21 protein-coding genes are annotated in these 24,812 nt (G+C 72.0%); 13 read left to right on the top strand and 8 right to left on the bottom strand.

What is annotated here, in order from left to right:
• Nucleotides 1–35: 35 nt before the first annotated feature.
• From iolB to ACH4U7_RS19925, 4 genes are all read left to right on the top strand, one after another.
• Complete coding sequence (gene iolB / locus ACH4U7_RS19940) at nucleotides 36–977, top strand: 5-deoxy-glucuronate isomerase (protein ID WP_398529187.1); 942 nt, start codon at nucleotides 36–38, stop codon at nucleotides 975–977.
• Entirely contained in the window at nucleotides 974–2,857 is a 1,884-nt protein-coding gene (gene iolD / locus ACH4U7_RS19935) for a 3D-(3,5/4)-trihydroxycyclohexane-1,2-dione acylhydrolase (decyclizing) (protein ID WP_398529186.1), read from the top strand. Before iolB ends, iolD begins: the two co-directional genes overlap by 4 nt.
• Before the next feature lie 53 nt (nucleotides 2,858–2,910).
• Nucleotides 2,911–4,407 (top strand): CoA-acylating methylmalonate-semialdehyde dehydrogenase, encoded by a 1,497-nt coding sequence (locus tag ACH4U7_RS19930; RefSeq protein WP_398529185.1) that lies wholly within the window; start codon nucleotides 2,911–2,913, stop codon nucleotides 4,405–4,407.
• Between the two features lie 162 nt (nucleotides 4,408–4,569).
• Nucleotides 4,570–7,407, top strand: coding sequence for a hypothetical protein (locus ACH4U7_RS19925; protein ID WP_398529184.1), 2,838 nt, complete (start codon nucleotides 4,570–4,572; stop codon nucleotides 7,405–7,407).
• 59 nt (nucleotides 7,408–7,466) lie between these two features.
• On the opposite strand, the gene ACH4U7_RS19920 is transcribed toward ACH4U7_RS19925, so the two are convergent.
• Nucleotides 7,467–8,546 (bottom strand): hypothetical protein, encoded by a 1,080-nt coding sequence (locus tag ACH4U7_RS19920; RefSeq protein ID WP_398529183.1) that lies wholly within the window; start codon nucleotides 8,544–8,546, stop codon nucleotides 7,467–7,469.
• A gap of 183 nt (nucleotides 8,547–8,729) precedes the next feature.
• Here ACH4U7_RS19920 and ACH4U7_RS19915 point away from each other — a divergent pair, with 183 nt between their 5' ends.
• Together ACH4U7_RS19915 and ACH4U7_RS19910 are read left to right on the top strand one after the other, a co-directional pair.
• Nucleotides 8,730–9,197 carry a hypothetical protein gene (locus tag ACH4U7_RS19915; protein WP_398529182.1) on the top strand — a complete coding sequence of 156 codons (468 nt, stop codon included), beginning with the start codon at nucleotides 8,730–8,732 and terminating at the stop codon, nucleotides 9,195–9,197.
• Between the two features lie 76 nt (nucleotides 9,198–9,273).
• On the top strand, nucleotides 9,274–11,361 hold the full coding sequence (locus ACH4U7_RS19910) for an FUSC family protein (protein WP_398529181.1): 2,088 nt from the start codon (nucleotides 9,274–9,276) through the stop codon (nucleotides 11,359–11,361).
• Nucleotides 11,362–11,390: 29 nt separating this feature from the next.
• Here ACH4U7_RS19910 and ACH4U7_RS19905 read toward each other — a convergent pair whose 3' ends face one another.
• On the bottom strand, nucleotides 11,391–12,002 hold the full coding sequence (locus ACH4U7_RS19905; RefSeq protein WP_398529180.1) for a TetR/AcrR family transcriptional regulator: 612 nt from the start codon (nucleotides 12,000–12,002) through the stop codon (nucleotides 11,391–11,393).
• A 101-nt stretch (nucleotides 12,003–12,103) separates the two neighbouring features.
• Here ACH4U7_RS19905 and ACH4U7_RS19900 point away from each other — a divergent pair, with 101 nt between their 5' ends.
• The 3 genes from ACH4U7_RS19900 to ACH4U7_RS19890 all read left to right on the top strand — a co-directional run bounded on the left by ACH4U7_RS19900 (nucleotide 12,104) and on the right by ACH4U7_RS19890 (nucleotide 16,156).
• Nucleotides 12,104–12,637, top strand: coding sequence for a PH domain-containing protein (locus ACH4U7_RS19900; protein WP_398529179.1), 534 nt, complete (start codon nucleotides 12,104–12,106; stop codon nucleotides 12,635–12,637).
• An 11-nt stretch (nucleotides 12,638–12,648) separates the two neighbouring features.
• The gene (locus ACH4U7_RS19895; protein ID WP_398529418.1) at nucleotides 12,649–14,235 is read left to right on the top strand and encodes a PH domain-containing protein; all 1,587 of its coding nucleotides are present in this window, start codon (nucleotides 12,649–12,651) and stop codon (nucleotides 14,233–14,235) included.
• Nucleotides 14,236–14,974: 739 nt separating this feature from the next.
• A complete protein-coding gene (locus ACH4U7_RS19890; RefSeq protein WP_398529178.1) occupies nucleotides 14,975–16,156 on the top strand; it encodes a Cmx/CmrA family chloramphenicol efflux MFS transporter in 1,182 nt (393 codons plus the stop codon).
• A gap of 83 nt (nucleotides 16,157–16,239) precedes the next feature.
• Here the strand turns inward: ACH4U7_RS19890 and ACH4U7_RS19885 are convergent, their stop codons facing one another.
• Genes ACH4U7_RS19885 through ACH4U7_RS19875 form a run of 3 tightly spaced genes read right to left on the bottom strand, consistent with a single transcriptional unit; the run spans nucleotide 16,240 to nucleotide 19,722 of the window.
• A complete protein-coding gene (locus tag ACH4U7_RS19885; protein WP_398529177.1) occupies nucleotides 16,240–17,001 on the bottom strand; it encodes a succinate dehydrogenase/fumarate reductase iron-sulfur subunit in 762 nt (253 codons plus the stop codon).
• The gene (locus ACH4U7_RS19880; protein ID WP_398529176.1) at nucleotides 16,998–18,944 is read right to left on the bottom strand and encodes a fumarate reductase/succinate dehydrogenase flavoprotein subunit; all 1,947 of its coding nucleotides are present in this window, start codon (nucleotides 18,942–18,944) and stop codon (nucleotides 16,998–17,000) included. Before ACH4U7_RS19880 ends, ACH4U7_RS19885 begins: the two co-directional genes overlap by 4 nt.
• Before the next feature lies 1 nt (nucleotide 18,945).
• On the bottom strand, nucleotides 18,946–19,722 hold the full coding sequence (locus ACH4U7_RS19875; protein ID WP_398529175.1) for a succinate dehydrogenase: 777 nt from the start codon (nucleotides 19,720–19,722) through the stop codon (nucleotides 18,946–18,948).
• Nucleotides 19,723–19,805: 83 nt separating this feature from the next.
• Here ACH4U7_RS19875 and ACH4U7_RS19870 point away from each other — a divergent pair, with 83 nt between their 5' ends.
• Nucleotides 19,806–20,759: a LysR family transcriptional regulator gene (locus ACH4U7_RS19870; RefSeq protein WP_398529174.1), complete on the top strand. Its 954-nt coding sequence runs from the start codon at nucleotides 19,806–19,808 to the stop codon at nucleotides 20,757–20,759.
• 80 nt (nucleotides 20,760–20,839) lie between these two features.
• Here the strand turns inward: ACH4U7_RS19870 and crcB are convergent, their stop codons facing one another.
• Genes crcB through ACH4U7_RS19855 form a run of 3 tightly spaced genes read right to left on the bottom strand, consistent with a single transcriptional unit; the run spans nucleotide 20,840 to nucleotide 22,100 of the window.
• On the bottom strand, nucleotides 20,840–21,211 hold the full coding sequence (gene crcB, locus ACH4U7_RS19865; RefSeq protein ID WP_398529173.1) for a fluoride efflux transporter CrcB: 372 nt from the start codon (nucleotides 21,209–21,211) through the stop codon (nucleotides 20,840–20,842).
• A complete protein-coding gene (locus ACH4U7_RS19860) occupies nucleotides 21,208–21,564 on the bottom strand; it encodes a DUF190 domain-containing protein (RefSeq protein ID WP_398529172.1) in 357 nt (118 codons plus the stop codon). The genes crcB and ACH4U7_RS19860 overlap by 4 nt, the downstream gene beginning before the upstream one ends.
• Nucleotides 21,561–22,100 carry a fluoride efflux transporter FluC gene (locus tag ACH4U7_RS19855; protein ID WP_398529171.1) on the bottom strand — a complete coding sequence of 180 codons (540 nt, stop codon included), beginning with the start codon at nucleotides 22,098–22,100 and terminating at the stop codon, nucleotides 21,561–21,563. The genes ACH4U7_RS19860 and ACH4U7_RS19855 overlap by 4 nt, the downstream gene beginning before the upstream one ends.
• A gap of 128 nt (nucleotides 22,101–22,228) precedes the next feature.
• On the opposite strand from ACH4U7_RS19855, the gene ACH4U7_RS19850 reads away from it, so the two are divergent.
• The 3 genes from ACH4U7_RS19850 (at nucleotide 22,229) to ACH4U7_RS19840 (ending at nucleotide 24,754) form a co-directional block, all read left to right on the top strand.
• Nucleotides 22,229–23,251, top strand: coding sequence for a zinc-binding alcohol dehydrogenase family protein (locus ACH4U7_RS19850; protein ID WP_398529170.1), 1,023 nt, complete (start codon nucleotides 22,229–22,231; stop codon nucleotides 23,249–23,251).
• Nucleotides 23,238–24,179, top strand: coding sequence for a nitroreductase/quinone reductase family protein (locus ACH4U7_RS19845; RefSeq protein WP_398529169.1), 942 nt, complete (start codon nucleotides 23,238–23,240; stop codon nucleotides 24,177–24,179). The genes ACH4U7_RS19850 and ACH4U7_RS19845 overlap by 14 nt, the downstream gene beginning before the upstream one ends.
• Nucleotides 24,180–24,262: 83 nt before the next feature.
• The gene (locus ACH4U7_RS19840; RefSeq protein WP_398529168.1) at nucleotides 24,263–24,754 is read left to right on the top strand and encodes a MarR family winged helix-turn-helix transcriptional regulator; all 492 of its coding nucleotides are present in this window, start codon (nucleotides 24,263–24,265) and stop codon (nucleotides 24,752–24,754) included.
• Nucleotides 24,755–24,812: the final 58 nt, after the last annotated feature.

Below are 24,812 nucleotides of genomic sequence, written 5' to 3'. Positions count from 1 at the left end.
CGCCAGGACCAGGGAACAAGGCGGAGACTGACGACATGATCACTAGCGATCCTCACACCGGTTCCACCGGCTTCCATCTGCGGGCCGGCAAGGCGGCCGGCGGACCGTACGCCGTGGACATCGACCCCGCGCGGGCCGGATGGGGCCACTCCTCGCTGCGCGTCCTCGACCTGCCGGCCGGCGGCTCGCATCAGCTGGCCACTGGCGACAGCGAGTGGATCGTGCTGCCGCTGAGCGGCGGCTGCACCGTGGAGACCGAGGGCCGGACCTTCGAACTGCACGGCCGGGACAGCGTGTTCAGCGGCATCACCGACTTCGCGTATCTGCCGCGCGACGCGCACGCGCGGATCGGCAGCGCGGCCGGCGGGCGGTTCGCGCTGACCGGCGCCCGCTGCGAGCGCCGGCTGCCCGCCCGCTACGGACCGGCCTCCGCCGTCCCCGTCGAGCTGCGCGGCACCGGCAACTGCTCCCGCCAGGTCAACAACTTCGGCGCTGCCGGGGTCTTCGAGTGTGACAAGCTGATCGCGGTCGAGGTGCTGACCCCCGGCGGCAACTGGTCCTCCTACCCGCCGCACAAGCACGACGAGTGCCGTCCGGGCGAGGAGTCCGAGCTGGAGGAGATCTACTACTTCGAGATCGCCGAGGCGCACGGCAGCGAGGGCGTCGGCTACCAGCGGGTCTCGCCCTCCGGCCGCGGCCGCGGTACGGACGTGCTCGCCGAGGTCCGCTCCGGCGATGTGGTCCTGATCCCCGACGGCTGGCATGGCCCGTCCATCGCCGCCCCCGGCCACGACATGTACTACCTGAACGTCATGGCGGGCCCCGGCCAGGAGCGCGACTGGCTGATCTGCGACCACCCCGACCACGCCTGGATCCGCGCCACCTGGCCGGACCGGCCCGTCGACCCCCGCCTGCCCCTCTATGACGCCCCCGACGCACCTGCCGCCCCCGACGCCCCCACGGGAGAAACACGATGAGTGGAGCCACCCGCAGGCTCACCACGGCCCAGGCCCTGGTGGAGTTCCTGGCCCACCAGTACACCGAGCGCGACGGGACGCGCCGGCGCCTCATCAACGCCTGCTGGGGCATCTTCGGCCACGGCAATGTGGCGGGCCTCGGCCAGGCGCTGCTGGAGACCGGCCAGGACACCATGCCGTACCTCCAGGGCCGTAACGAGCAGGCCATGGTGCACGCGGCCGTCGGCTACGCCCGCCAGTCCAACCGGCTCGCCGCCCAGGCCGTCACCACCTCCATCGGCCCCGGGGCCACCAACCTGGTCACCGGCGCCGCCCTGGCCACCGTCAACCGGCTGCCCGTGCTGCTGCTCCCCGGCGACATCTTCGCGACCCGCCCCGCCGACCCGGTGCTGCAGCAACTGGAGGTTCCCTTCGCGGGCGATGTGTCGGTCAACGACTGTCTGCGGCCGGTCTCCCGCTACTTCGACCGGATCGTCCGCCCCGAGTCGCTGATCCCGGCCGCGCTCCAGGCCATGCGGGTGCTCGCCGACCCGGCCGACACCGGCGCCGTCACCCTCGCCTTCCCGCAGGACGTCCAGGCCGAGGCGTACGACTGGCCCGAGGAGTTCTTCGCCGACCGCGTCTGGCACGTACGCCGCCCCGCGCCCGAGCCGGCCGAGCTCACCGCGGCAGCGCAGGCCGTGCGCGCCGCCCGGCGGCCGCTGATCGTCGCGGGCGGCGGCATCCACCACAGCGAGGCCGAGGAGAGCCTGCGCGCACTGGTCGACGCCACCGGCATCCCCGTCGCCTCCACCCAGGCGGGCAAGGGCTCGCTGCGCCATGACCACCCCGCCGACATCGGCGGCATCGGGCACACCGGCACCTCCGTCGCGGACGACCTGGCCCGCACCGCCGACCTGGTCATCGGCGTGGGCACCCGCTACAGCGACTTCACCACCGCCTCCGCGACCCTCTTCGCCGACCCCGGCGTCCGCTTCCTGAACCTCAACATCGCGCCGTTCGACGCCCACAAGCTGAGCGCGACGACCCTGGTCGCCGACGCCCGCGCCGGTCTTGAGGCGCTGACCCAGGCGCTGGCCGGGCACCGCGTCGAAGAGGGGTACGAGGCCGAGTACGCCGCCGGGAAGGCGCGCTGGGAGCAGCAGGTCGACGCCGCGTACGCCGCGGGCGACGAGTCCGCCCGGCCCTCCCAGACCCAGGTCCTGGGCGCCCTGGACCAGACCGTCGGCGACGACGACGTCGTCATCAACGCCGCCGGTTCGCTCCCCGGCGATCTGCACAAGCTGTGGCGGGCCCGCTCGCCACGCCAGTACCACCTCGAATACGGCTACTCCTGCATGGGCTACGAGATCCCGGCCGCCATCGGCGTCCGGCTCGCGGCGCCCGACCGCCCGGTGTGGGCGCTGGTCGGGGACGGTACGTATCTGATGATGCCGACCGAGATCGTCACCGCGGTCCAGGAAGGCATCAACATCAACATCGTGCTGATCCAGAACCACGGCTACGCCTCCATCGGCGGCCTGTCGGAGGAGACTGGTGGTGAGCGCTTCGGCACCGCCTACCGCTTCCGCGCCGCCGACGGCACGTACACCGGCGACCCGCTCCCGGTCGACCTGGCGACCAACGCCGCCTCGCTCGGTATGGAGGTGATCCGCGCCGGGAGCGTGGCCGAGCTGCGCGCGGCGCTGGCCGCCGCGCGCGCCTCGGACCGGCCCACCTGCGTCTATGTGGAGACCGAAACGGCCGGCCCGGTGCCCGGCGCGCCCGCCGCCCAGGCGTGGTGGGATGTGCCCGTCGCCCAGACCGCGACCCGCCCCGCGGCCGTCAAGGCCCGCGAAACCTACGACCGGCAGGCCGCGGCCCGCCGCCGCCACCTCTGATCGCCTTCCTGATCGGTCATCGTCCGGTTTACGAAGAGAAAGGCTCCGCACCCATGAAGACCGTCAACCACTGGATCGGTGGCAAGCCCGTCGAGGGCGCGTCGGGCGAGTACGGCCCGGTCTACAACCCGGCGACCGGCGCTCAGGACACCCGGGTGGCGTTCGCCTCCGTGGCCGAGGTGGACGCGGCCGTCGCCGCCGCCAAGGAGGCATTCGCCACCTGGGGCACCGTCTCGCTGGCCAAGCGCACCGCGATCCTCTACAAGTACCGCGAGCTGCTGGACGCCCACCGCGACGAGATCGCCCAGTTGATCACCGCCGAGCACGGCAAGGTGCACTCCGACGCACTCGGCGAGGTGGCCCGCGGCCTGGAGATCGTCGAGCTCGCGTGCTCCATCGCGGAGAAGCTGAAGGGCGAGCTGTCCACCCAGGTCTCCACCGGGGTCGACGTCGCCTCGATCCGCCAGCCGCTCGGCGTCGTCGCCGGCATCACACCGTTCAACTTCCCGGCCATGGTGCCGATGTGGATGTTCCCCGTTGCCATCGCCTGCGGCAACACCTTCGTGCTCAAGCCCAGCGAGAAGGACCCCTCGGCCTCCCGGCGGCTGGCCGAACTGGCCGCCGACGCGGGCCTGCCGGACGGCGTGCTCAACGTCGTCAACGGCAACAAGGTGGCCGTCGACCGGCTCCTGGAGCACCCGGACATCGCCGCCGTCAGCTTCGTCGGCTCCACCCCGATCGCCCGGTACATCCAGGCCAAGGCCATCGAGCACGGCAAGCGGGTGCAGGCGCTCGGCGGGGCCAAGAACCACATGCTGGTACTGCCCGACGCCGACCTGGACTTCGCCGCGGACAACGCCATCAACGCGGCGTACGGCTCGGCCGGCGAGCGCTGCATGGCCGTGTCGGTCGTGGTCGCGGTGGGCGACACCGGCGACGAACTGGTCAAGAAGATCGCCGACCGCGCCGCCAGGCTCCGCATCGGCCCCGGCGACGACCCGGCCTCCGAGATGGGCCCGCTCATCACCAAGGAGCACCGCGACAAGGTCGCCTCGTATGTGCACGGCGCCGCGGCTCAGGGCGCCGAGGTCGTGGTCGACGGGACGGGATACTCGGTCGAGGGCCATGAAAATGGCTTCTTCATCGGCGTCTCGCTGCTGGACAAGGTCCCCACCACCGCCGACGCCTACCGCGACGAGATCTTCGGCCCGGTGCTGTGCGTGGTCCGCGCCGAGACGTACGACGAGGCCATCGAGCTGATCAACAGCTCGAAGTGGGGCAACGGCACGGCCATCTTCACCCGCGACGGCGGCGCCGCCCGCCGCTTCCAGCTGGAGGTGGAGGCGGGCATGGTCGGCATCAACGTGCCGATCCCGGTCCCCGTCGGCTACCACTCCTTCGGCGGCTGGAAGGACTCGCTCTTCGGCGACCAGCACATCTACGGCAACGACGGCGTGCAGTTCTACACCCGCGGCAAGGTCATCACCACCCGCTGGCCGGCGCCGTCGGAGGAGGTCGGCATCAACCTCGGGTTCCCGAAGAACCACTGAGGGGCCGTCAGTTTCTGATCGACAGCTCGTTGGATAGTTCGTTCGTTCGAGTGAAGCCTCCCGCCGGTACGGATCCGGCGGGAGGTTTCGTGTGTATGAGAGGTGGGGATTGCAAACGGACATCGCGCACGGGGGACGGGCGCGTGGAGGGACTTGGGGGCGATGGCGGTGGCGAGGAGAGGGCGTCAGGAGGGCGCGAGGTTTCTGGAGGGGGACGGCGCCGACGAGTTCATGGCGGCGTTCAAGCGGGCCGTGGTGCCGGACGATCGGCGGGCCGCGGCGCGCGATGTGCTGCCGCCTGTGGTGCTGCTCGCCGAGGGCGGCGAAGGCGACGGTGGGGGTGAGGACGGGGGCGAGGGCCCGGACGGGCGGGCGCACGGGGCTGTGCGCGGTCTGGAGCGGTGTCTGCGCCGCGAGCGGGGCGGCAAGCTGGTGCCGTACGCCGCGCTGGGGGCGGCCGAGGCGGCCCGTGCCGCGCGGGGTCGCCGCCCATTGACGCTGGCCGTCGGGCAGCGGCTGTGCGAGGACGTTCCGCCCAGGACCGGGCGGCTGCGCCTGCGGGACTTCGAGCTGATGCGTGACGTCGTCGAGTGCGCCCTGGAGCAGGGGCCCGAGGCTCCGCCGCTCACCGGCGAGCAGCTGCGCGACCGCTGTTACGAGGGGCGTCGCGGACGAGGCCCGGTGCTGCGGACGTTATGGCGGCTGGGCGGGGGTGATCCGCCGACCGCGCAGAGCGCGGCGCAGAGCCCCGGCTGGATCGGGCTGGTGCTGGGCGCCGTCGCCCGCCCGGTGCTGCAGGTCCTTCCGCGCTGGTGGTGGGCGCGCCGCTGCACCCGTCGGCTGCTGTGGTCGCGCTCGACCGGCTGGTTCGCCGACTGGCGGGACATCGGCCATGGGCGGCGCGCCGAGGAGTTCTTCGACAGCGTCGCGCGGCTGGTCGACTCGGCCTCGGCCTCGGCCGCGCCGCAGGACGAGACAGCGGATGGGGCAGGGGATGGGACGGGGGACGGGACAGGGAATGGGGCGGGGGACGAGGCGCCGGACGAGCTGGAGCAGTTGCTGATGCGCGCCCTGCTGGCGGATCTGAAGGCCGCGGCCGGTCCCGGGCGGATCTCGCCATGGCGGCGCCGGAGGGCCACCCGCTTCACCGTGCTGCTGGAGCTGGCGGACGGCGGAAGCGGCGATCCGGCGGCGCGCTTTCTGCGGGAGTACGGACCCGCGGCCGAAGAGCTGTCGTGCGCGGCCGTGGTCGTGGTGGCCGCGGGCCCGGCCGGGGCGGCGGTCCCGGGGGAGCGCTGCGCCAGGCTGTCGGACGCCGCCGCGGCGCTGGACCACGCCGCCGGGGCGCCCGAGGGCGACCTCGAGCCCCTGCTCGCGCCGTTGGCGCCGCTGCCGCCGGGCGCCCGGCCGCGCTCCGGGCCCCGTTCTGGCCCGGTCTCGCCGCCGGACTTCCGGATGGGCCCGGTCGCCGAGGTGGCGCTGGAGGGGGTGGCCCTGGTGGCCGTGTTGGGCGTGTTGGCGGCGTGGCTGGTTCCCAAGCTGCCGGGCGGTGCGGACGACACCTGTCTCGGCGGCCCGGCCGGCGGCCCGCTCTCGGGCCGGGCGGAGCTGAGCGCGGCACCGCCCCGTCAGCAGTACGAGGCCGCGGCGCGCATGATCGAGGAGGAGAACGGGCGGGTCGACGAGGCGGTGCGGCGGCGCGGAGTCGAGGCCCGTACGGTCGTGCACATTGGGGCGGAGGTCGCCAAGGACCAGGAGGGCCAGCGGTACAACGGCGCCGTACCTGAGCTGCGCGGTATCGCACTGGCCCAGCGCGCCCTCAACGACGAAGCGCGCAACGACGAGCGGAAAGTATGGCTGCGCGTGCGGATGCTCAACGCGGGCGAGGAGTTCAAGGACGCCGAGAGCCGTGCGCGGCAGGTGGTCGTGGAGGCGGGGCGGAAGGGCTCCGGCATCATCGGCGTGGTGGGCTTCTCGAAGAGCCTGAAGCAGACCCAGGGAGCCATCCGCGAGCTGGGCCGGGCGAAGATTCCCGTGGTCGGCACTACGGCCACGGCCGATGCGATGGACGGGAGCCGCTACTACCGCCGGGTGGCGCCGACCAACAGCCGCGAGGCGCGGATCGAGGCCGACTTCGCCCACCGGGGAAACATCACGGACAGCGGCTCGGGCGGGTGTTCCCCGGCCGAGGCCGCGGTGGTGGTCCAGGACCCCCAGGATCTGTACAGCAACGAGATCGGAGATCTCTTCGCCGAGCAGTTCGGCGGGGACTGGTCCAAGCTGGAGTACTCACCCGGCGGCCGGTCCGGCGGCGCCCCGGAGCCGGGCGGGGGCCGCGTCACGCGGCAGGACAGTATCGAGGACGTGGCGGACGCGGTCTGCGAGCGGATCAAGGAGCAGCCTCGTACGGTGCTGTACTGGGCGTCCCGGGCGCGTGAGTTCACCGCGTTCCTCGATGTCTTCGGGGACGACACCTCCTGCGAGGGGCGGAAGCTGACGGTCCTGGGCGGCAATGAGCTGACCACCGCCGCCCTCTCCGGCGAATACGAGGACCGTCCCTGGCTGCGGCTCTACCACACGGCCCATGTGCTGCCCGCCGGTCATCCGCGCGGCAGCGACATCACCAAGGAGTTCAACGCCGAATACGCCGCGGCGTTCGGCGCCAAGGACCTGTGGCGCAACGACGGCCGGGCGGCGCTGGCCCATGACGCGATGCAGCTGATGGCCGCCGCGGCCAACGAGGCGTTTGCGAGCACCGGTGACGTGGAGCGGTCCAATGTGCAGATCAGCCTCGACAACGGCATCAGCAAGGAAGGTGCCAGCGGCTATCTGGACTTCGGGCGGGGCGCCAGGGTCTCACGCGACAAGCCGCTGGTGATCCTGCACCACACGGCCAAGGGCTCCGAACCGGTCCTGTTCTGCGGCGCGTTCGCGCAGAACACGGGCCGGGTCGAACGCTGGGGGCCGAACGGCGAGTTCGCCTGCCCGAAGGACGGCTGAACCACGGACGCGGTTCTCGACGGGCAGGGCGGGCGCGGCGGGCGTGGGGCAGCGACTGATCAGCCCTTGGCGTCGATGAGTTGGAAGCTGTATCCGGTGACGCGGACGCGCTTGCCGGAGGGCGGTACGACGGCCATGGTGAGCGATGAATCGGTGCGGGTCAGGAAGGTGGAGGTGTCCCTGCCGTCCAGGTAGACATCCGTGACCGTGGGCATGTTGCCGATCTGCATGACGGTGGTGCAGTTCATGCCGTCGGACTTCGGCCAGTTCAGGTAGTCGATGCCGAAGCCGTACAGGGTCACGGCGCCACCGTCGGTGGTCTTGAGTCCGTACACGGTGTCGTCCGCGGTGGGGGCGGCCTTGTATTTGCCGTTGACGCAGCCGTCGGGGAAGTCGGCGCGGTCCGCGTAGTCCTTCTTCCAGCTCTTCACGAACGCGTTCTGAGCGAACGTGCGGTCCGCGCTCTTGCCGCCGGTCAGATAGAAGTCCTGGGACAGCCCGTGCAGCTCGGCAAGCTTCGTGCTGCCCACCTGGTCCGAATCCTTGAGCACCGAGGCGAATCCGTCGCCGTCCAGCTGGATCTTCGGCAGTTTGGTCTTGCTGTTGAGGTCGCCGACGCCCACTGCCTTCCAGGCAGCGCCCTCGTTGCCCTTCGTCTGTTTGAAGGCGATCAGCCGGCGGCGGCCCTCGTCGATGTTCTTGCCGGTGATCCGGGTGTCGACGAAGAAGACGCTCTCGGAGCCCTTGCGGGGGATATAGAAGTGGGCGCCCTTGACCGGGTAGTAGAAGGGAACTGTGTAGGAATCCTGTTCCTTCTTCGGCAGAGTCTTGAACTGGGTGAACGTCGCCTGACTCTGCTGCCGCAGCGCGCCGTCTTCGACCTCGGCTATCTTCTTCGGATCCTGTGCGGCGTTGGCCTCGTTGTTGATCTTCGCGTAGTTGAGCAGGACGTCCTGCGCCGCCTTGAGGGAGATGACACCGGTCGGCGAAGACGATGTGTCCGTGGCGGTCTTGCTGTCTTTGCCGCTCTTGTTGGAAGAGTCCGCTCCACCGTCGGATCCGGAGCAGGCGGTGAGTACGACAGCGAGTGCGACTGCGGATACAACCGCTCGCCCGGATCCGGATATGTGGTGGCGCATGTTTACGAGTCCCCTGTGGTGGTTCCAGGTCGATGACCGCTACAGGCTAATCGCCGTTACATGCCTGTTGCCGAGCGAGGGGGCAACCATCCGATCCGCGCGCGGGTCTCTCTTGATGCTCGACCGATCAATGGTCACAAGACCGCACACAGACCTATACAGCACTGCACAGGGGGATTTTCGATGCTTCGTTCTCTTCGCCGCTCGACGGCCCTTGCCGGTGGCTGCGTGGCCGCGCTCGGCCTCGGCCTCGTCCTCGCCGTCGGCTCGCCCGCGACCGCTGCCGCGCAGACCTCCGTACAGACCGACCCCAACGGCCGCTACACCGCGGAGGAAATCCACCACTTCCTGGAGGGCTTCTACGGCAACCACGGGCCGCGCCCCTGGGAGCGGGAGCACCTGGTCTCGGACCAGCTCAAGGAGAAGGCCGCCGAGAACCCCGACTTCGATGTGCTGCTGTGCGCGCAGAACACGCCGCGCGACATCGAGGTCGGGGAGGTCACCACGGCCCAGTCGGCGGGGGTGGGCTGGGCGACGATCACCACCACATGGGACGGCTCGCCGCAGACCGCGTCCTTCACCGCGTATGTGGACCTCGACGGCAGCAAGCCGATGAAGCTGCTCGACGTCTACTGCGGCACCGACGGCTGAAACACCGCGCGGGTGTGATGAACCAGTGCGGAACGGCCGGTTCAGTTTCCCTGGATCAGCGCCGTAGTCTCACCGTATGACCTGGTCACACGCCTTGAAGGCGACCGCACGCGCCGGGCTTGCGATCGAGCGCACCAGGATGGAACCGCTGGTCGCGCTGCGCGGCGCGTGCGGGGTCGCGCTGGTCATCGGCGTGACCATGTGGCTCGGCTCGCCGGCGCTCGCCGTCTCCTCCGCGTTCGGAGCCTTCTCCTCGGGGATCGCGACCTTCCAGCGCAGCTGGCGGCCGCGCCCCGCGCTGGCGCTGGCCGCGGCGGGCGGGCTCGCGGTGTCCACGTTCCTCGGCTATCTGGCCGCCGCCCACACCGCGACCTTCGTGGTCATGGTCGCCGTCTGGACGCTGCTGACCGGGATGGCGTGGGCGGTCGGCCCGGTGTCCGGGCTGGTCTCCACCCAGATGGTCGCGGTCATGCTGGTCACCGTCACCCTCCCGACCTCGGTGCTGGGCGCGCTCCAGCACACCGCCCTGATCGGGCTCGGCGGGGTGGTGCAGGCCGCGCTCATCGTGCTGTTCCCGGTCCGGCCGTGGGGGGTGCAGCGCGACGCCCTCGCGGACGCGCTCGCCGCGGTGGCCGACTACGCGCGCCGGCTGCGCCACGACCCGGTGGCGCCGTTCGACCCGCAGCCGCTGATGGAGGCCAGGAGCGCCGCCGCCCTGACCCCCCGCCAGGCCCGGCGGCGCCCCCGCCAGCTGCGCGGCTACCGGCTGCTCGCCGAGCGGATCCGGCCGGTGCTGGCCTCGCTCGCCGACCCGGTGGTCGGCGCCGCGCCCGAGGGCCCCGAGCGCGACCGGGTGCGCGATCTGCTGGGCGCGACGGCCACCGTGCTGGACGCCGTGGCGCATGCGATCCGCTGGGGCAAACCGGTGCGGCTGCCGCCGGACGCCATGGCGGTGCTCGAGGTGCCCCCGACCGGGCCGATGCTCAGCGGCGCGGCCCGCCGGGCCGCGCTGCGGCTGATGGCACTGGTGGCCGATGTGGTGGAGTCCTCGGACGAACCGGTGGAGGCCGTGACGGCCGAAGGGGCCAAGGACCGCCGGTATCTGCCCCGGCCCACCGTCCCCGGCATGGTGCCGGTGGCCCTGCGCGCCCTGCGGCGCGAAGCCCGGTGGTCCTCGCCCGTGCTGCGGCATGCGGTGCGGGTGTCCGCGGTCGCCTCCTGCGGCTATCTGCTGGGGAGCATGCTGCCGTGGGGCCATGGCTACTGGGCGCCGCTCACCTCGGTGATGGTGATGCGGCCGGACTTCGGCCAGACCTTCTCGCGCGGCGTCGCGCGCTTCATGGGCACCCTGGGCGGCGTGGTGCTCGGCGGTGCGGTGATGGCGCTGGCCCACCCCGGTCCGTATGTGAGCGCGGCGCTGGCCGTGGTCTGCGCCGCCGCGCTCTACCTCCTGATGCGCACCGGTTTCATCGTCGCCTCCGCCTGTGTGACCGGGTATGTCGTCTTCCTGCTGGGCATCGTGGGCGAGGGCTGGTCGCAGACGGTGGCGGCGCGGGTGGCGCTGACCCTGCTGGGCGGGGTGCTGGCGATGGCCGCGTATGTCGTCTTCCCCGCCTGGGAGACGCCGCTGCTACGGGACCGGCTGGCCGACTGGCTGGAGACCAACGGCCGTTACGCCGTCGCCGTCTTCGATGTGCACGCCCGCCCGGCCGACCGCCGCCCCCGCCAGGTGCGGGAGGCGCTGCTGGACGCGCGGGCCGCGCGGTCGGCCTGGGAGCAGAGCGAGGCGCGGGCCCACCATGAGCCGGTGCGCCACCGCGGGCTGTCCCGCGGCGCGGCCCGCGCCGCGCAGACGGCGCTGTCCACCATGGGACGGGTCACCATGCTGCTCGAGGCGCATCTGCCCGCCCAGGACGCGCCCCCGTCCAAGGGGGCCGAGGAGTTCGCGGCGGCGCTCCAGGGGGCACTGCCGGGGGCGGTGGCGGCCGTACGGGAGCGCCGGGCGCCCGACTGGGGCCCGGTGCACGAGGCCCTGGAGCGCTGGCAGGACGAGGAGGCGGAGCGGCCGGGGGTGGCGGTGCGCGGCGCCGAACTGCTGGTGGAGGCGCTGGACGACCTGCCGCAGGCGCTCGCGGTCAAGCCCGGACGGGGTGGCCACACGTAGGACGGCGCGGGGGGAGGGCGGGCGCGGCCTCAGGCGCTTCCGGGGCCGCTGAAGAGGCGCGCGAGATGCAGATCGACCAGGGCCAGGGCCCCCTGTGCGGTGTCGTACTCCATCAGGACGGCGGCGGAGAGCCCGTCCGTCAGCGCGATCAGCAGCGCCGCCTCGCGGTCGGGATCCCGGTCCGCGGACACCTCCCCCTGGGCGATGGCCGTCTTCAACTGGTCGGCGAAGAAGGCCCGTAGGGCCGCGATGCCCTCCTGGGCGTGGGTGCGCAGCCGCTCGTCGTTGACGGCGCGTATGAAGTAGGAGACCTGCACCAGATAGCCGGTGCGGCTCGCCTCGTCCAGCGGCAGCATCTCGGCGAGCGTCTCGCGGAGGACGACCCGGGGCGTGGGGGCGCCCGGCAGCGCCTCGATGCGGGCCCGGATGCGCTGCTGGGCCAGCTGCTCGATATGGCCGAGCGCGAAGACGATCATGTCGTCCTTGCTGGTGAAGTAGTGCTGGAGCTGCCCGAGCGAGATACCCGCCTCCGCGGCGACATCGCGCAGGCTCGCGCCGTCGAGGCCGCGCGCGGCGGCGATCCGCCACAGCGCCTGGGCGATCTGTCTGCGCCGTTCCTCGTGGTCCACCCGTTTGGGCATGCCGTTCTCCCTTCCCACTTTTGCAAGTCAATCGTATTGCTATACCGTGGCGGACGCGTGCCAATACAGTTGACTTGAAAAACCCTCGGGGGGAATCTCCCATGTCCATGCCCGTCCCCAGGCCCCAACTCAGGCCCCAGCTCAGGGCACCGCTCCATGGCGTCGACCCGCGCGCCCGCCGCTGGTGGACCGTGCAGGCGCTGCTCGTCGTCAGCGGGCCCATGCTGCTGACCGCCGTCACCCTGCTCGTCCTCTCGCTGCTCTTCTTCTCCGGCGCGCTGCCCTGGCTCGGCCCGCTGCTGCTGGTCACGCTGGTGCTGCCCGCCCTCGGATACGTCTGGGCCATGCCGCGGTGGCGGTACCGCACACACGCCTGGGAGCTGGGGGAGCGCGCGGTCTACGCGGCGAGCGGCTGGCTCTGGCGCAAGCGGCGGATCGCCCCGCTGTCGCGGGTGCAGACCGTCGACACCGCGCGCGGCCCGCTCCAGCAGGCCTTCGGGCTGGCCACCGTCACCGTCACCACCGCCTCCACGGCGGGCGACGTCCGTATCGCCGGGCTCTCCGACGCCGACGCGGAGGAGCTGGCGCGGCGCATCGGCGACGCGGCGCAGCTGGTGCCGGGTGATGCCGCGTGACCGCTCACCTCATGGGCGCCGGCCACCCGGCCGCCGACTCGCCGGGGGCCGGGTGGCGTTCGCTCGACCCCCGCACCATCGCCGTCCACTGCAGCTGGATGGCGGCCCCGCTCGGCTCGCTCGCGCTCACCGCGCTGGCCACCGGAGGCCGCCTGGGCAACCGGGCCTGGATCACCCTCGCCGTCGTCGCGGCCTCCTTCGCCGTCATCACCATCGCCGGGCTGATCGGCTGGTCCCGCACCCGCTACCGCGTCACCGCCGACTCCTTCGAGCTGCGCAGCGGCCTGTTCACCCGCCGGCAGCGCGCCATCCCGCTGCACCGCGTGCGCAACGTCGACCTGACTGCCAACCCCGTACAGCGGCTCTTCGGCCTCGTCGTGCTGCGCGCGGGCACCACCGGCGCGAACGGCAGCCGCGACGGGCTCACCCTGGAAGCCCTCACCCGCCCCGCCGCCGAGCGGCTGCGCGCCGAACTGCTGGCCCGCGCGGGCACCGGCGACACCGCCGCCGAGCCGGTCCTGTCCACCGGGGACCCGCGCTGGCTGCGCTACGCCCCGTTCACGTTCTGGGTCTTCGGAGGGGTGTTCGCGGGCGTGGGCGCGGTGTGGCGGGTACTGGACGGCGTTGGCGTGGAGCCGTGGCGCATCGGCCCGGTCCGCCACGCCTTCGAGGACTTCGGCAACAGCGTGCTGTGGGTGACCATCCCGCTCGCCCTGCTGGCCGTGGCCGCCGTGGGCGGCGTCGGCGCGGTCGCCGTCTACGCCGAGAACTGGTGGCGGTACCGCCTGGAGTGGGCCGACGCGGGCACCCTCCAGGTGCGGCGCGGGCTGCTCACCACCCGCTCGGTCTCCATCGAACGCACCCGGCTGCGCGGCGCGGTGCTGCGCGAACCGATGCTGCTGCGCGCGGCCGGGGGCGCGGCCGTACGGGTTGTGGCGAGCGGCCTGGGCAACCGTGAGGAGAACCGTACGCGCAGCGCGGTGCTCCCGCCCGCCCCGCGCGCGGAGGCCCTGCGGGTGCTGACCGGTATGCTCGCGCGCCCCGGCGCGCCACGCGGCAGGCACGCCCGATCTGCCTCGCCCACCCGGTCTGCCCCCGCGCCCATCGGTGAAGCGCTCTTCGACCGGCCCGATTTGACCCGGCATCCGCGCGCCGCGCTCCGCCGTCGGGTCATGCGCGGCATGGTGTGGGTCGTGGCGCCGGTGACGGCCGCCCTCGCCGTGCTCGGGGCGCTGCTGACGCCCGTACTGCTGTACTGCGCCGGGGGGTTCCTCCTCCTCGCGACCCCCGTTGTGTACGCCCTGGCGCGCGACGCGTATCGCGCGCTCGGCCACGGCCTGGCGGGTGGTCACGACGGCTATCTGCTCATCCGCTCCGGCACCTTCAGCCGCGACACGGTCGCCCTGGACCGCCGGGCCGTACTGGCCTGGACGTTCACCGACAGCCCGATGTCGCGCCGGGCCGGGGTCACGACCGTGACGGCGGCCGTCGCGGCGGGCGAGGACGGCTACCGCATCCCCGACATGGCGGCCGGGGAGGTGGCGGGATTCGCGGATGCGGCGGCTCCGGGGATCCTCGACGAGTTCCTTGTGAATTGAACCCTCCCCCAGCTGAAGCAGTGGGATTCCTGGCTCAGGAAGCCCCGCAGACCAGCGGCCTGAAAGGTCTTACTCCCTCAACACCAGCCGGGACGGAACCTGCCCGGTCTGTTGAGCAAAGCTCGGCTGTGCCGTCTTGGTTCTCGACCGACACGGTGTGCGCGCTTGGTTCTCGCAACGCACGGGGCACAGCCTACCCGACGATGTGGGCGGTCTTTCGCCCTTGCGGTGAAAGACCGTTCTTGCCCTGCTCCGCAGGGATTCGATTCCTCCCCAGGCTGAAGCCTGGGGCATCCTCGAAGGAGACTTGGTGACCGGTGGGGCCTCCCCGGCGGCGGCCCCACCAGCACCCCCACCAGCACCCCCGTACACCGGCAAATCCGTGGCACAGGTATCGACGGGGCTGCTACGGTGCGGAATCATGAGCAGCCCGGAGTCCGACAGACCCTAGCCACCGGCCGCGTCCGGTGGCAGAACCGCCGATGAGCCGCGCACACCGGCCCTCTTGAGGCCGTGCGGCAGCCTTGGCGCCGCCCCGGCGGCCGGATCTCCGCATCACGGGCAGCGGACGACTCCGACCGGACGTCGATTCCCACTCATCTCCCTCGCGCTCCCGCCAGTCACGCACGCCTTCTTCGCGTGCGGTGACGCGTCCTGGCGAGCGCACCTCGGCGAACTCTCCCGTTGGCGAACGCTGCCCGTTCGCAGATTCCGTCACTTCCACTCGGGGAGTTCCCGTATGCCCTTTGCCGTCTACATGCTCGGGCTGGCCGTATTCGCCCAGGCCACTTCCGAGTTCATGCTGTCCGGTCTGGTGCCGGACATCGCCGCCGACCTCGGGGTCTCCATCCCCCAGGCCGGCTTTCTGACCTCGGCGTTCGCCATCGGAATGGTCGTCGGCGGGCCGCTGCTCGCGATGCTCACGCTGCGCTGGCCACGGCGGACCGCGCTGGTGGCGTTCCTGGTGGCGTTCGCCGCCGCCCATGTCGTCGGGGCGGTCACGGTCGACTACGCCGTACTGCTGGCGACCCGGATCGTCGGCGCGCTCGCCAACGCCGGTTTCTGGGCGGTGGCCGCCGGGGCCGCGGTCAGCATGGTCGAACCGGACAAAAAGGCCCGCGCGATGTCCGTGGTCATGGGCGGGGTCACGCTGGCCTGTGTGGCGGGTGTGCCCGGCGGGGCGATGCTGGGCCAGCTGTGGGGCTGGCGGTCGGCGTTCTGGGCGGTGGCCGTGCTGTCCGTCGCCGGCGTCGCCGCCGTCCTGGCCTCGATCCCGGCCGGTCGCCCCGACGCGCCCGCGGCCGGGCTGCGCGCCGAGCTGCGCTCGCTGGTCGGCGCACAGCTGCTGACCGCCTACGCCATGAACGCCCTGGTCCAGGGCGCGACCTTCTGCACCTTCACCTATCTCGCCCCGCTGCTGACCGAGGTCAGCGGCTACGGCGCCGGGTGGGTGCCCGCGATGCTGGTGCTGTTCGGCGTGGGCGCGTTCGTCGGCATCACCGTCGGGGGCCGGATCGCCGACGCCCGGCCGTATCTGATCCTGCTGACCGGCATGAGCGCGCTGACGCTCGGCTGGGCGGTGCTGGCCCTGAGCGCCGGGGTCGCGGTGGCCGTGTTCGTGCTGGTCTTCGTCCAGGGCCTGCTCGCGTTCGGCATCGCGCCGGTCCTGACCTCGCGCACCTTCTATCTGGCCGACGGCGCGCCCACCCTCGCGGGCGGGTTCACCACGGCGGCGTTCAACGTCGGCAACACGGCGGGCCCGTGGTTCGGCGGGCTCGCCATCGACGCGGGCCTCGGCTTCCGCTCGCCGGTGTGGACCAGCGCGCTGATGATGCTCGTCGCGCTGGCCACGCTCGGCCTGGCGGCCGCCCTGCGTCGGCGCGAGGCGCGACGCGAGACCCCGGTGACGGCGGCGGTCTGAGCACCGCCGCAACCGCCGCCACCGTGCCCCGCTGACGGTACGAGCGGTCTTACGAGACCTCTCGTACCGTCAGCTGCGGCCCGTCAGCTGCGGCCGCCCTTGCCGCCGCCCTTGACGCTCGCCCGCAGGAATTCCCGGTTCATCATGGAAATGCTCTGCAGCGGGATCCCCTTGGGGCAGGCCACCGCGCACTCCCCGGTGTTGGTGCAGCCGCCGAAGCCCTCCTCGTCCATGGCGCCGACCATGTCAAGCACCCGCGACTCGCGCTCGGGCTGACCCTGCGGCAGCACGTTCAGATGGACGACCTTGGCCGAGGTGAAGAGCATCGCCGAGCCGTTGGGGCAGGCCGCCACGCAGGCCCCGCAGCCGATGCATTCCGCGTGCTCGAAGGCCGTGTCGGCGACCGGCTTGGGCACGGGCGTGGCGTGCGCGTCCGGGGCGCTGCCGGTCGGCGCGGAGATATAGCCGCCGGAGCCGATGATCCGGTCGAAGGCCGAGCGGTCCACGACCAGGTCCTTGACCACGGGGAAGGCGGCGGCGCGCCACGGCTCGACGTCGATCGTGTCACCGTCGGAGAAGTGCCGCATATGCAGCTGGCAGGTGGTGGTGCGCTCGGGGCCGTGCGCCTGGCCGTTGATGACCATGCCGCACGCCCCGCAGATGCCCTCGCGGCAGTCGTGGTCGAAGGCCACGGGCTCCTCGCCGCGCAGGATCAGCTCCTCGTTGAGGGTGTCCAGCATCTCCAGGAAGGACATCTCGGGCGAGATGCCGTCGACTTCGTACGCGGTCATGGCGCCCGGCTCCTTCGGGCCGTGCTGGCGCCAGATCCGCAGGGTGAGCCTCATGCGTAACTCCGCTGCGTGGGGTGGACGTACTCGAAGACCAGGTCTTCGCGGTGCAGGACGGGCGCGCTGCCGGTGCCGGCGAACTCCCAGGCCGCGGCGTACGAGAAGGACTCGTCGTCGCGGGCCGCCTCGCCGTCGGGCGTCTGGCTCTCCTCGCGGAAGTGGCCGCCGCACGACTCGGCGCGGTGCAGCGCGTCCAGGCACATCAGCTCGGCGAGCTCCAGGTAGTCGACGATGCGGTTGGCCTTCTCCAGCGACTGGTTGAGCTCTTCGCCGGTGCCCGGCACCTTGATCCGCCGCCAGAACTCCTCGCGGAGCGCCGGGATGCGGTCGAGCGCCTTGCGCAGCCCGCTGTCGGTGCGCGCCATACCGCATTCGTCCCACAGCAGTTCGCCGAGCTCGCGGTGGAAGGAGTCGGGGGTGCGGTCGCCGTCGTTCGCCAGCAGCCGCGCCAGGCGGTCCGTCACCTCGGAGACCGCCTCGGTGACCGCCGGGTGACCGGGGTCGACCTCGCCGTGCGGATGCCGGGCCAGGTAGTCGTTGATGGTGGAGGGGAGGACGAAGTAGCCGTCGGCCAGGCCCTGCATCAGTGCGGAGGCGCCGAGCCGGTTGGCGCCGTGGTCGGAGAAGTTGGCCTCGCCGATCGCGAACAGGCCGGGCACGGTGGTCTGCAGGTCGTAGTCGACCCACAGGCCGCCCATCGTGTAGTGGATGGCGGGGTAGATGCGCATCGGCACCTGGTACGGGTCCTCGGCGGTGATCCGCTCGTACATCTCGAAGAGGTTGCCGTACTTCTCGGACACCGCCTTGCGGCCCATCCGAGCGATCGCGTCGGCGAAGTCCAGATAGACGCCCTGGCCGCCCGGGCCCACCCCGCGCCCCTCGTCGCATACGTTCTTCGCGGCGCGGGAGGCGATGTCCCGGGGCACCAGATTGCCGAACGACGGGTAGATCCGCTCCAGGTAGTAGTCCCGCTCGTCCTCGGGTATCTCGGCGGGCGGGCGGGTGTCGCCCTTGGCCTTGGGCACCCAGATACGGCCGTCGTTGCGCAGCGACTCGCTCATCAGGGTCAGCTTGGACTGGTGGTCGCCCGAGCGCGGGATGCAGGTGGGGTGGATCTGGGTGAAGCAGGGGTTGGCGAAGTACGCGCCGCGCCGGTGCGCCCGCCAGATGGCCGTGGCGTTGCTGTTCTTGGCGTTCGTCGACAGATAGAAGACGTTGCCGTAGCCGCCGGAGGCCAGGACGACGGCGTCCGCGAAGTATGTGGAGACCTCGCCGCTGATCAGATCGCGGGCCACGATGCCACGGGCCCGGCCGTCGATGACGATCAGGTCGAGCATTTCGGTACGGGGATGCATCTCGACGTTGCCCGCGGCGATCTGCCGGGTCAGCGCCTGGTACGCGCCGAGCAGCAGCTGCTGGCCGGTCTGGCCGCGGGCGTAGAAGGTGCGGGAGACCTGGACGCCGCCGAAGGAGCGGGTGTCCAGCAGACCGCCGTACTCGCGGGCGAACGGCACGCCCTGGGCCACGCACTGGTCGATGATCTCCACCGAGACCTCGGCGAGGCGGTGCACATTGGACTCGCGGGCGCGGAAGTCGCCGCCCTTGACGGTGTCGTAGAACAGCCGGCGGATGGAGTCGCCGTCGTTGCGGTAGTTCTTGGCCGCGTTGATGCCGCCCTGGGCCGCGATCGAATGGGCCCGGCGGGGGGAGTCCTGGTAGCAGAACTGCACCACGTGGTAGCCCTGTTCGGCCAGCGTCGCCCCGGCCGCGCCGCCCGCGAGGCCGGTGCCGACCACGATCACGGTGTGCTTGCGGCGGTTGGCGGGGTTGACCAGCTTCGCCTCGAAGCGGCGGCGGTTCCAGCGCTCCTCGATGGGGCCGTCCGGGGCCTTGGCGTCGGTGATCGGCTCGCCGGTCGTGTACTCCGCATAGGTGCTCATATCAGCTCACTACTCCGGTCATGACCCCGATGGGCACGGCGATGAACCCGCCGGCCAGAACGGCCGCCACGGCCGTCGAGACGATCTTGAGGGCGCGGTCGCGGTGCGGGCGGCCCGTGCCGAGGGTCTGGGCGGCGCTCCACAGGCCGTGCCGGATGTGTGCGCCGAGGGCCAGCATCGCCACGATGTAGATGGTGTTGCCGTACCAGGTGGAGAAGGTCGCCACCACGTTCTGGTACGGATGGCCGGGCTCGGCGTGCTCGTTCACGGTGAGCGTGGTCAGGTCCAGGATGTGCCAGACGATGAACAGGCCGAGGATCACCCCGCCCCAGCGCATGGTCCGGGTGGCGTAGCTCGCCTTCCGCCTGCGGCGCGCGTTGCCGTGCGCGTACTTCTGCGGCCGCGCGGCCAGATCGCGGCGGCTGAGCTGGTACGCGGCCACGGCATGCAGCACCACCGAGGCCACCAGCGCCACCCGGACCAGCCACAGGAACCACTCGTAGTGCAGCGCGGGCTCGCCGAGGGTGCGCAGCCAGTGCGCATAGCCGTTGAAGTCCCCCGGCCCGAAGAAGATCTTGAGGTTGCCGAGCATATGGACCGCCAGATAGGCCAGCATGATCAGCCCGGTGACGGCCATCACCGCTTTCTTGCCGACGGTCGAGCGCCACACGGAGCCGATGAGGGACGGGCTCCGCGCGGGCTCCCGCGGCGGTTCCGGCCGCTGTCGCGGCCCCTTCTGGGCGGGCCCCTCAGGGTCCGTCCGCGTCGCCAGTGCCATGTGACAAAACGCTAGGGAACGCCTTGCAATTCGTCCAAGACATGGAATGGCTCGATTCCATAGACGGTAGCTATCATGCCTGGGTGAGACTGCAGCAGCTGCGCTATTTCGCCACCGTGGCCGATACTCGCCATTTCACGCGCGCGGCGGAGATCCTGCATGTCGCCCAGCCGTCGCTGTCCCAGCAGATCCGCACCCTGGAACGGGAGCTGGGCGCCGAGCTGTTCCACCGCGCCCGCGGCAACATCGCCCTCACGGATGCGGGGGAGGTCCTGCTCCCGCTGGCCCGGCAGATCCTCGCCGACACCGAGACCGCGCGCCGCGAGGTGCAGGAGGTCGCCCAGCTACGGCGCGGCCGGGTGCGGCTCGGCGCCCCGCCGAGCCTGTGCGCCAGCCTCGTCCCGGATGTGCTGCGCCGCTTCCACGACGAGTTCCCCGGTATCGAGCTGATCGTGGACGAGGGCGGCTCGCAGGACCTGGTGCGCACCCTGGCCGCGGGCGAGCTGGACCTCGCGCTGATCATCACCCCACTGGCCGGGCAGGCCCCGGCGCTGGCCACCACCGAGCTGCTGCGCGAGGAACTGGTCGTGGCCTCCTCTCCCGCGTCACCGCCGCCCGTCAGGCGCCGCCACATCCGCGTCGAAGATCTGCGGGACCAGCCGCTTGTCATGTTCCGGCGCGGCTATGACCTGCGGGAGTTCACCACCTCGGCCTGCCGGGCGGCCGGCTTCGAGCCCTCGTACTCGGTCGAGGGCGGGGAGATGGACGCGGTGCTCGGCTTCGTACGGGCGGGGCTCGGGATCGCCGTGATCCCGGGGATGGTGGCCGCCAGATCCGGGCTGCGGGCCACGCCCTTCGCGGGCCACGGCATGCAGCGCACCATCTCCCTCGCGCACCGCAAGGACGTCGCGCCGCCGCGGGCGGCGCGGGAGCTGAGCCGGGTGCTGCGGGAACATCTGCGGTCGGCGAGGGCGGGGGAGGAACTGACGCCGGGTACGAGGCTGCTGCCGCCGGTTCCCGACTCTGGCTCTGGGTGAGCGGTGGGTCTCAGGCCTGGTTCTGGGTGGGCGGTGGGTCGCGGCCTGGTTCTGGGTGAGCGGTGGGTCTCCGGTAGCGCTCAGCCCCAGATGGCCCGGGCCAGTGCCGCACCGGCGAAGGCGGCGCCGAGGCCGGCCGCCACACTTACCACCACATTCGCGACCGCGAATATTCGGGCGCCGTCCTCGGCCAGCCGCAGCGTCTCGTACGAGAACGTCGAGTACGTCGTCAGCGCCCCGCAAAGACCGGTGCCCAGCAGCAGCTGGAGCTGCGAGGAGGCGGCCCCGGCGGTGGCCGCGCCGGTCAGGCCCAGCACCAGACAGCCCACGACATTGACGGTGAAGGTGCCCCAGGGAAACACCGAATCGTGCCTGGTCTGCACGGCCCGGTCGGTCAGATAGCGCAGCGGCGCGCCCACCATGGCGCCGACCACCACCAGCAGCCAGTTCATCGGGCCTCCTCGCCCTTGCCCAAGTCCTTGTCGTCGCGGTTCGGGAAGCGGATCACCTCGACCGGATCGAGGACGGCCAGGCCCTCGCCGACGATCTCCTCCAGCTCGGGCAGGAACGCCCGTACCCGCTCCTCCGTATCCACGATCACAATCGCGACGGGCAAATCCTCGCTCAGCGACAACAGCCGCGAGGTGTGGACGACCGACGTCGAGCCGAACCCCTCGACCCCGCGGAAGACGCTCGCGCCCGCGAGCCCCGCGCGGTGGGCGCGGTGGACGATCTCCGCGAACAGGGGCCGGCGGTGCCAGGTGTCGTTCTCGCTGACGAAGACGGTCAGCCGCAGGCTGCTCATCGCGCGCCCCCGCCGGTCGCGCCATCCGCGCCGCCCCTACTGCTCGCACCGCTCGCGCGGCCCGCCCCGGACACCCCCATGGCGCGCCGCGTCACCGCCACCGCGGTCCACACCGCCGTCAGCGCCGCCAGCGGGGTGGCCGCCAGATAGATCAGCCCGGTGGCCGGGCTGCCCCCGTCGACCAGGCGCTGGATGTCCACGGCGTACGTCGAGAAGGTGGTGAATCCGCCCAGCACGCCCGTCCCGAAGAATGGCCGCACCAGCCGGTGCGCGGCCCACACCTCGGTGATCAGCGCCAGGAGAACGCCGATGAGCGCACAGCCGACGGCGTTGACCGCGAACGTCGTCCAGGGGAAGGTGCCCGCCGCGGTCGGCCACAGCAGCGCCGCCCCGTATCGCGCGACCGCCCCCGCCGCTCCGCCGACCGCCACCGCGCAGACCACCGGACCCTGTCCGCGCCAGGCGCCGCGGTGGGCGGGCGCGGTGGCGCCGGGGTCGGTGGCCTGCTCCGCCAGCGGAGACCGTGAGCTGCCCATGGGCCTTAGCCTACGGGCGCTGCCCCGGAGCCCGCTGACGCGCCCGGAACGCGCGCCTCCGCATCCCCGTACCGCCGCGGCAGTACGTTGCCCCGGTGGCGCAGGCGAATCCAGATATCCCAGGGAAAATGCGGGCATGGGTGGTGCGAACCCCGGGCAGCCCAGGTCGCCCGGGCCGGATCGACCAAGTGGAGCTGCCGGTTCCGCGGCCCGCGGCGGACGAGCTGCTGGTGCGGGTCCGGGCCTGCGGGGTGTGCCGTACCGATCTGCACGTACGCGACGGCGACCTGCCGCCGCACAAGACCCCCGTCGTCCCCGGCCACGAGGCGGTGGGGGAGGTGGTCGCGGCGGGCCCGGGGGCGGAGGGGCCACCGGTCGGCACCCGGGTGGGGATCCCCTGGCTGCGCCGGACCTGCGGCCGCTGCCGCTACTGCCTGAGGGGCCAGGAGAACCTGTGCCCGTCCTCGGAGTACACCGGCTGGGACGCGGACGGCGGCTACGCCGAGTACGCCACGGTCCCCGCCGCCTATGCGTACGAACTGCCCGGCGGCTACGCCGACGAGGAACTCGCCCCGCTGCTGTGCGCCGGAATCATCGGCTATCGCGCGCTGCGCCGCGCCGAGCTGCCGCCGGGCGGCCGGCTCGGCATCTACGGCTTCGGCGGATCGGCGCATCTCACCGCCCAGGTCGCGATCGGCCGGGGCGCGGTGGTCCACGTCCTGACCCGCTCGGCGGCGGCGCGCGCGCTCGCGCTGGAGCTCGGCGCGGCCTCCGCGCGCGACGCGTACGACCGGCCGCCGGAGCCGCTGGACGCGGCGATCCTCTTCGCGCCGGTGGGGGACCTGGTGCCGGTGGCCCTGGAGGCGCTGGACGGCGGCGGCACCCTGAGCGTCGCCGGGATCTACCTCTCGGACATCCCGCCCCTCGACTACGAGCGGCATCTCTTTCACGAACGCACCCTGCGCAGCGTCACGGCCAACACCCGGGAGGACGGCCGGGAGTTCCTGAACGCGGCGGCCGCCCACCGGCTCCGGGTCACCGTGACGGCGTATCCGTTCGAGCGGGCGGACGCCGCGCTGGACGACCTGGCGGCCGACCGGGTGCAGGGGGTCGCGGTGCTGAGGATGGAGGGCTCCTATGGACCTCAATAAGAACGTCATCGAAGAATTCCGGGCGAACAACGGACAAGTGGGCGGCATGTTCGAAGGCGCCCAGCTGATCCTGCTGACCACGGCCGGCGCCAGGACCGGCAAGCCGCATACGACCCCCGCCGTGTATCTGCGCGACGGGCACCGCTATCTGGTCTTCGGCTCCAACGCCCCGGTCGGCCGGCGGGCGGGGAGGCCCGGCCCCAAGCACCCGCACTGGTACCACAACCTGCTGGCCAACCCACATCTCACGGTGGAACTCGGCACCCAGGAGGGGGCCGTCAAGCCGTTCGCGGCGCGCGCGGTGGTGCTGGAGGGCGAGGAGCGCGATCGCTACTGGGAGCTGCAGTGCTCATGCTCACCGGCCTTCCGTACGTACGCGGAGCAGACCGAGCGGACCATGCCGGTCATTGCCCTCCACCTCCTGGACCTCGGCGCGAACAATCAAGAGCGCAATCAGATGATCGGCCGACAGCTGATCCAGCACCACAACGATCTGCGCTCCGAGCTCCACCGCGTCCGCGCCGAGTTCGACCGGGCGCCGGCGGGGGAGTCCGCGGAGGCCGACGGCGGCTCGGGGGCCGACGCCGGTTCAGGGGCCGACCTCGTGGGCCAACTGCGCCGCCACTGCCTGATGTTCTGCTACGCCCTGCAGACCCACCACATCCGGGAGAACGGCACGTTCACCGCCTTCGAGCAGCAGTTCCCGCACCTGCTCCCGGCCCTCACGCGGCTGCGCCAGGAGCACGAAGTGGTGGAGCGGGCCCTGAAGGAGTTCGAGGCCCTGCTGCACGGGGGACTGCCCGCCGACCCCGCCGATGTGAAGAAGATCCGCGCCGAGCTGGACCGGTTGGTCTCCGGCCTGGAGGAGCACTTCGCCTACGAGGAGCAGCATCTGCTGCCCGCCCTGGAGGTGCCCCTCCCGTCGTAACGACCCTGCCGTGAGCGGCGGCCCGCGCCCCGGGATAGCTTTGCCGGGAAGGTGACGGCGCAAGCTATGAGGGGGTACGAGGCATGTCGGCGGAGCGTGAGCCGCGGTCCGGTCCGGAGTCCGCGCTGAGCTCGGACCAGGCGATCCGGGCCATGCTGCTGCTGATGCCGCGCGTCGCCGCCCGGCTCAAGCGCACCAAGATCCCGGAGCGGCTGAGCTCCTTCAACCTGGCCCCCAGGCATCTGTCGCTGCTGTCCTATCTGCTGTTCGACGGCCCGATGCCGGTCAACGAGCTCGCCGCCCGCCTGGAGGTCGCCCCCACGACGGTCAGCCTGATGGTCAGCGACCTCAGCCGCCAGGGCGTCCTGGAGCGCCACACCGACCCGGCCGACCGCAGGCGCACCATCGTCGCCATCACGGAGGACGAGGAGACCCGCTCGGCCATCGACACCTGGCTCGCCAATGGCGCGAACGCCTGGCGCGCGGCCTTCGACCCGCTCACTCCCGAGCAGCGTGCCGTGTTCGTCCAGACGATCGAGACCTACGAGCGTGAGGCCTCCGGCTCGGCGGACTGAGCGCCGGGCGCCACGGCCGCCGACTTCACCGGCGTCCGAGCCTCTACGGGCGTAGAGG

The organism is Streptomyces sp. NPDC020845, assembly GCF_044334165.1.
Classification (GTDB): Bacteria; Actinomycetota; Actinomycetes; order Streptomycetales; family Streptomycetaceae; genus Streptomyces.
Note: the sequence above shows the minus strand (reverse complement) of the source record. Positions and strands in the feature narration are given on the sequence as shown.